Source organism: Corallococcus sicarius (assembly GCF_003611735.1).
GTDB classification, from domain to species: Bacteria; Myxococcota; Myxococcia; order Myxococcales; family Myxococcaceae; genus Corallococcus; species Corallococcus sicarius.
Map to the genome: position 1 here is coordinate 1 of NZ_RAWG01000487.1, position 4872 is coordinate 4872.

At 68.9% G+C, this 4872-nt stretch carries 5 protein-coding genes; 2 read left to right on the top strand and 3 right to left on the bottom strand.

Annotated features, from left to right (window positions below):
• Positions 1-128 precede the first annotated feature (128 nt).
• Both D7X12_RS39335 and D7X12_RS39340 read left to right on the top strand, forming a co-directional pair.
• Positions 129-272: a zinc finger domain-containing protein gene (locus tag D7X12_RS39335; RefSeq protein ID WP_208719584.1), complete on the top strand. Its 144-nt coding sequence runs from the start codon at positions 129-131 to the stop codon at positions 270-272.
• 66 nt (positions 273-338) lie between these two features.
• The gene (locus D7X12_RS39340; protein WP_120630283.1) at positions 339-1982 is read left to right on the top strand and encodes an AMP-binding protein; all 1644 of its coding nucleotides are present in this window, start codon (positions 339-341) and stop codon (positions 1980-1982) included.
• On the opposite strand, the gene D7X12_RS39345 is transcribed toward D7X12_RS39340, so the two are convergent.
• The 3 genes from D7X12_RS39345 to D7X12_RS39355 all read right to left on the bottom strand — a co-directional run bounded on the left by D7X12_RS39345 (position 1969) and on the right by D7X12_RS39355 (position 4767).
• Positions 1969-2466, bottom strand: coding sequence for a TfoX/Sxy family protein (locus D7X12_RS39345; RefSeq protein WP_120630284.1), 498 nt, complete (start codon positions 2464-2466; stop codon positions 1969-1971). The two genes, D7X12_RS39340 and D7X12_RS39345, sit on opposite strands and share 14 nt — an antisense overlap.
• 8 nt (positions 2467-2474) lie before the next feature.
• Positions 2475-4475: a sensor histidine kinase gene (locus tag D7X12_RS39350; RefSeq protein WP_120630285.1), complete on the bottom strand. Its 2001-nt coding sequence runs from the start codon at positions 4473-4475 to the stop codon at positions 2475-2477.
• Positions 4476-4620: 145 nt separating this feature from the next.
• A complete protein-coding gene (locus tag D7X12_RS39355) occupies positions 4621-4767 on the bottom strand; it encodes a helix-turn-helix domain-containing protein (protein ID WP_244225053.1) in 147 nt (48 codons plus the stop codon).
• Positions 4768-4872 lie beyond the last annotated feature (105 nt).

Sequence of the window (4872 nt, forward strand, 5' to 3'; positions counted from 1 at the left end):
GGGGGAGGGAGGTGGGGATTACCCAGGGGGATACCTGAAGGACACAGCATCCACCGGGTCGCCCGGGTGCACCGCCGCTCCCGTCGCCGGAGCTCAAGCGGGGGCGCAAGCGCGCGGAGCGCTTCTGTGTGTATGGGCGCACGGGGCTGCCCTGTCCTCGCTGCGGCGCGGAGGTGAAGGGCCAGCCGCTGGCGGCGCGCACGCTCTACTTCTGCGCCGCGTGTCAGGGCGTGGACCGCATGCGGAAGCCGCGCAGGACCCGGGCCCGGTGAAGCCGAGCGGACACCGGGTCCCCGCAGACGCTTGCCGACCCGGGGGACCCTGGGGACGATGTCGGGATGACGACCGCCCTGTCCTATGCCCACGGCACCAGCACCACCCCGCTGCTGGGAGAAACCATCGGTCAGAACCTGCGCCGCACCGTCGAGCGGTACGGGGACCGCGAGGCCCTGGTGGTGGCATCCCAGAACTACCGCGTCACGTGGCGCCAGTTCTGGGACGCGACGACGCAAGTGGCGCGAGGCCTGCTGGCGCTGGGCGTCCAGAAGGGGGACCGGGTGGGGCTCTGGTCTCCCAATCGCTTTGAATGGACCGTGGCGCAGTACGCGCTGGCGCGCACGGGCGCCATCCTCGTCAACCTGAACCCGGCCTACCGCACGTCAGAGCTGGAGTACGCGCTCAACCAGGCCGGTGTCAGCGTGCTGCTGCTGGCGAAGGGGTTCCGGCAGACGGACTACCTCCAGATGCTGGCGGAGGTGCGGCCCCGGTGCGCGGGGCTGCGCGAGGCGCTGGTGCTGGACTCGGACTGGGACCGGCTGATGCGGGCCGGCGCGGCGGTGGCGGAGGACGTGCTGACGGAGCGCGAGGCGTCGCTCCAGTTCGACGACCCCATCAACATCCAATACACGTCCGGCACCACGGGCTTCCCGAAGGGCGCCACGCTGTCGCACCACAACGTGCTCAACAACGGCTTCTTCGTGGGCGAGGTGCTGCGCTACGGGCCGGAGGACCGCGTGTGCATCCCGGTGCCCTTCTACCACTGCTTCGGCATGGTGATGGGCAACCTGGCCTGCACGTCCCATGGCGCGACCATGGTGATTCCGGGAGAGGCGTTTGATCCGCTGGCGGTGCTCCAGACGGTGCAGGCCGAGCGCTGCACGTCGCTCTACGGCGTGCCCACGATGTTCATCGCGGAGCTGGACCACCCGCGCTTCGGTGAGTTCAACCTGTCGTCGCTGCGCACCGGCATCATGGCGGGCTCGCCGTGTCCGGTGGAGGTGATGAAGCAGGTGCAGTCGCGGATGAACATGCGCGAGGTCACCATCTGCTACGGCATGACGGAGACGTCGCCCGTGTCCACGCAGAACCAGTTGGACGATGCCCTGGACAAGCGCGTGTCCACGGTGGGCCGCGTACACCCGCACATCGAGGTGAAGGTGGTGGACCCGGAGACGGGCGCGGTGGTGCCGCTGGGACAGCCGGGCGAGCTGTGCACGCGGGGCTACAGCGTGATGCTGGGGTATTGGGAGAACGCGGCGGCCACGGCGGCGGCGGTGGACCGCGCCGGGTGGATGCACACCGGCGACCTGGCGACGATGGACGCGGAGGGCTACGTCAAGATTGTCGGCCGCATCAAGGACATGATCATCCGGGGCGGAGAGAACGTGTACCCGCGCGAGGTGGAGGAGTTCCTCCACACGCACCCCGACATCAGCGAGGCGCAGGTCATCGGCGTGCCCAGCGTGAAGTACGGCGAGGAGGTGATGGCGTGGGTGCGCCTGAAGTCCGGCGCGACGCTCACCGCCGAGACGCTGACGGCCTTCTGCACGGGCCGCATCTCCTCCTTCAAGATTCCCCGCTACTGGAAGTTCGTGGACAGCTTCCCGATGACGGTGACGGGCAAGGTGCAGAAGTTCAAGATGCGCGAGGTCTCCGTCGCCGAGCTGGGGCTGGGCGACGTGGCCTCCATCAAGACGGCTTGAGGCGCGGCTTCGACTTCGGCTTCGGGGCGGCCTTCTTGGCGGCGGCCTTCTTCGCCGGAGCCTTCTTGGCGGCCGGAGCCTTCTTGGCGGCCGGAGCCTTCTTGGCCGTCGGAGCCTTCTTCACGGCTGGAGCCTTCTTCGCCGCAGCCTTCTTCACGGCGGTGCGGGCGGCGGCCTCCACGGCGCGGCGGGCCCACGGCAGCAGCATGCGGCCGTCGTCCTCCGCGTCCACGGGCGGCGTCCAGTAGTTCATCACGTAGGTCTTGCCCTTGCTCTCGTAGGAGAAGGGCCGGCACCCCTCGGCCGCGAAGGCGGGGCGGGTGACGTCATCCACTTTGAGGTAGAGCTGGCCCCCGAGGATGATTCCGAACATCCGGCCGCCGAACATCAGGCCCCAGCCGCCGAACATCGAGCGGGCCTGGATCCGGCCGAGCGGCTCCAGCAACTCCAACGTGTACTCCACGAGGCTGTCCATGCGGGGCATGGGGCTTCCTACTCCGGCTGAAGCTCGAAACTGAAGGTGGAACCGCGGTCGGGCGCGCTCTCGACCTCGATGGTGCCGCCATGGCCCTGGATGATCTGCTTGGAGATGTAGAGCCCCAGCCCCAGCCCGCTGACCTCACTAGGGGGCGTCGCCCGCTCGTAGCGGATGAAGATCCGCTCATGGTGCTCCGGCGGGATGCCGCTGCCTTCGTCCCGGAGGCTGAACCGCGCCCCGTGTCCCCGCCGTTCGAGCTTCGCGTGCACCGGCCTGCCGGGCGCGTACTTGAGGGCGTTGATGATGAAGTTCGTCAGCACCTGTTCGATGCGCGCGGCGTCGAGCGGCAGCACGATGCCGTCCTCGATGTCCCGCTCCAACTGGCACCCGGCCGCTTCGAGCTGGGGGGCGAAGCGCTCCAGCACCTCCGCGACCAGCCTGGAGAGGTCTGTCTGCGCGCGCTTCACCGTCAGCTTTCCGGTGCTGATGCGGGACACATCGAGCATGTCGTTGACCAGGCGTCCCAGCCGCTCCACCTGCAAGAGCGTGGAGCCGAGCAGCTTCTCGAACCGCTCGGGAGGAAACCCCGCGAAGCCCTGCCTCGCCAGGGTCCGCTGGCTCATCTGCGTCTGCAGCTTGAGCGTGGTCAGCGGCGTGTTGAGTTCGTGGGACGCGACGCCCAGGAACGTGTCCCGTGAGACGATGGCCGAGCGAAGGTTGTCCGCGAGCAGCTCGATCTCCTTCTGCTCGTTGACCTGATCCGTGACCTCGTAGATGACCGCCAGGATGCCGTCGATGCGCCCGGCCGGGTCGCGCTTGGCCTGGTAGGTGAAATTGACGAACATCTCCCGTTCGGTCCCGTCGCCCTGGACGATGGACGCGCGCAGCTTCGCGCCATGGAAGCTCTCCCCCGTCTGGTACACGCCGTCGAGGATCTCGTAGAAGCCCTGGCCCTCCAGCTCCGGGATCGCCTCCCGGACGGACTTGTTCAGGAGTTCCGTCACCGGACGGCCCCTGAACAGCATGGACATGAAGGGAGGGTTGGCGAAGGTGTAGACGTGGTTCGGACCGCTGAGGATGGCGATGCCGAGCGGGGCCTGCATGAGGAAGCTGTGGAGCTCCTGGCGCGCGTGCCGGACCTCCTCCTCCGCCCACTTGCGTTCGCTGATGTCGAGCGCCGTGGCCACGAACCGCGTCGCCTTCCCGGCCTCATTGAAGGACACCTGCCCGCGCGCCTCCACCCAGCGCGAAGGGCCGCCCGGGGAGATGTCCACCCGGTGCTCCAGGTGGTAGCGGCCCTGCTGCTCCCCGGCGAGCGCGGCGTCGATGACGGCGCGCAGCCGCTCGCGGTCCTCGGCGGGGACGTGCTCGAGCGCCCGCGCGAGGCTGAACCCGGAGGCCTCCGGGAGCCCGAAGAGCGCGGCCATCCGCGCATCCGCCTCCATCCGCCCGGTGACGACGTCCAGCTCCCAGGTGCCCACGCCGGACGCCTCCACGACCCGGCGGAGGCGCTCCTCGCTCTGGCGCAGGGACTGCTCGCTGAGGATGCGCCCGGTGGTCTCCGTGCACACGACCAGGGTGCCGCCAATCTTCCCGTCGTCGTCGAAGACGGGAGAGTAGCCGTAGGTCCAGTAGACGTCCTCGATGCGGCCGTTGCGGAAGATGGGGACGAGCTGGTCCTCGTTCCAGCTGGCCTTCCCCTCGCGCATCACGTCTTCAATCTGCGGTCCGATGATGGGCCAGATCTCCGGCCATGTTTCGCGGCCCGGAAGCCCGAGCGCCGCGGGGTGCTTGCCCCTGCCGAAGCTGGGCACGTAGGCGTCGTTGTAGAACTGGATGAGCTCGGGTCCCCACCAGAGGAACATCGGGTGGCGCGAGTGGAGCAGGACGCGGACGAGGGTCCGCAGCGAGACGGGCCAGCCCTCCACCGGACCCAGCGGCGTGGAGGACCAGTCCTTCACACGCATCCGGACCGCCATCTCCCCGTCCCCACTGAAGAGCTCTTCCACCTTCACGTCGTCAGGCTCCAGGCACTGGGGTCTTGCTTCTGGTTTCTGGCCAGGTCGGCGACGTTCTAGGTGATCCTCCCGCGCCGGAAAAGTGTCCCAGGGCCCCCCGGCCATCGCGAGCCTGCTTGCTCGCCCGTCCCGACGCAGGGCGCTACAGGAGGCGCGCGCCCACCTTCGCCTCCAGCGCCTGGAACTGGCGGGAAAGTCTGGACTGGGAGAGGCCCAGCCCGCGCGCGGCGGTGGAGAGGCGGCCCTCGCGTGCGAGGTGCAGGAAGGCGCGGAGCTGTTCGGAGGTCACGCGCTTTGCGCAAGGACCTCGATGCCGAAGATGCGATTCCCGCCGGGTGGCCCGGGGGCGTATGGAGGGGGCATGGATGGAACCGGTAGGGCGGTGGACCTGGGC

Excerpts from the sequence above, each read along its gene's own strand:
- D7X12_RS39340 (WP_120630283.1), top strand. The coding sequence starts at position 339 with ATGACGACCGCCCTGTCCTATGCCCACGGCACCAGCACCACCCCGCTG.
- D7X12_RS39345 (WP_120630284.1), bottom strand. The coding sequence starts at position 2,466 with ATGCCCCGCATGGACAGCCTCGTGGAGTACACGTTGGAGTTGCTGGAG.